This window comes from Sphaerisporangium melleum, from assembly GCF_014646695.1.
Taxonomy (GTDB): domain Bacteria; phylum Actinomycetota; class Actinomycetes; order Streptosporangiales; family Streptosporangiaceae; genus Sphaerisporangium; species Sphaerisporangium melleum.
The window spans coordinates 1-1,092 of sequence record NZ_BMNT01000133.1; the positions used below are offsets into that span (position 1 = coordinate 1).

Genomic DNA, 1,092 nt, shown 5'->3' on the forward strand with positions numbered 1-1,092 from the left:
CACCGCCGACCTCCCCGTCATCGGCGACTGGAACGGCGACGGCACCGACACCCAAGGCATCGTCCGATAACCCCTGGCTCTCGGCCGGGACGCCGGGGCCGCGTCCCAGGTACCCCCACGCCCCTGTGCCGCCGTGATCGACACGGCGGCACAGGGGCGTTCCGCGTTCGCCGGGCCTCTCTTCATCCCGGCACGGGCCGTGCGCCGACGACGCCTGTAACGCCGCCCTGTTCCGGCCGCCGGAAGCTACAGCGCACTTACAGGAAGGTTGGAGCGCCCGCCCTGATCCTGTTCGCACGGAGATCGCAGATCCGAACGGAAAGGAACTTCCATGACCTCGACCACCCCCCGCACCAGGACCACGGGAACCCACTCGCGCGTGCTGCGCCGGCTCGGCGGCGGGCTGGCCACCACGGCTCTTCTCGCGACCGGGCTCATCGCGACCACGACCTCCCCCGCCGCCGCGGCGACGCGCGCGTCGATCGTGTCGATCGCCCAGAGCCAGCTCAACAACTCCTCGCGCAACCACGAACAGCCGATGGGCAGCGGCTGCAACTATTACACCGGATACTTCCGCACCTGGAAGTCCTCCTCCGGCTGCCCCTCGACCGACGGGGTCCAGTGGCGCGACAGCGACTGGTGCGCCGACTTCTCCAAGTACGTGTGGAAGAACGCGGGAGTGCGCTACGCCAACATCGCCGAGACCGACGGCGGCGTGCTGACCGGCTGGGCCGCCTCGTTCAAGAACTACGGCACGAAGTACGGCTCATGGCACACCCGGTCGAGCGGCTACACGCCCCAGCCCGGTGACGCCGTCGTCTTCGACTGGGACGGGGACGGGGACATCAACCACGTCGGGATCGTCAAGTCGGCGACCTCGAGCACCGTCTACACCATCGAGGGCAATGCCAGCGACCGGGTCAAGGAGAACAGCTACTCGCGGTCCAACAGCGACATCGTCGGATACTCCGCTCCGCTCGGCATCGACGCCACGCCCGATCCCGAGCCCGAGCCCATCGACTACGGGGTGCTGGACTTCACCCTGTCCGACAGTTTCGACTCCAACACCAACACCCGGCCCGTCATCAAGTA

1 protein-coding gene is annotated in these 1,092 nt (G+C 68.0%); it reads left to right on the plus strand.

The genetic code is table 11. The annotated features are described in order from the left end of the window. Window positions 1-331: 331 nt before the first annotated feature. A partial coding sequence (locus IEY93_RS37500; RefSeq protein ID WP_189167887.1) for a CHAP domain-containing protein occupies window positions 332-1,092 on the plus strand: 761 nt, incomplete at its 3' end.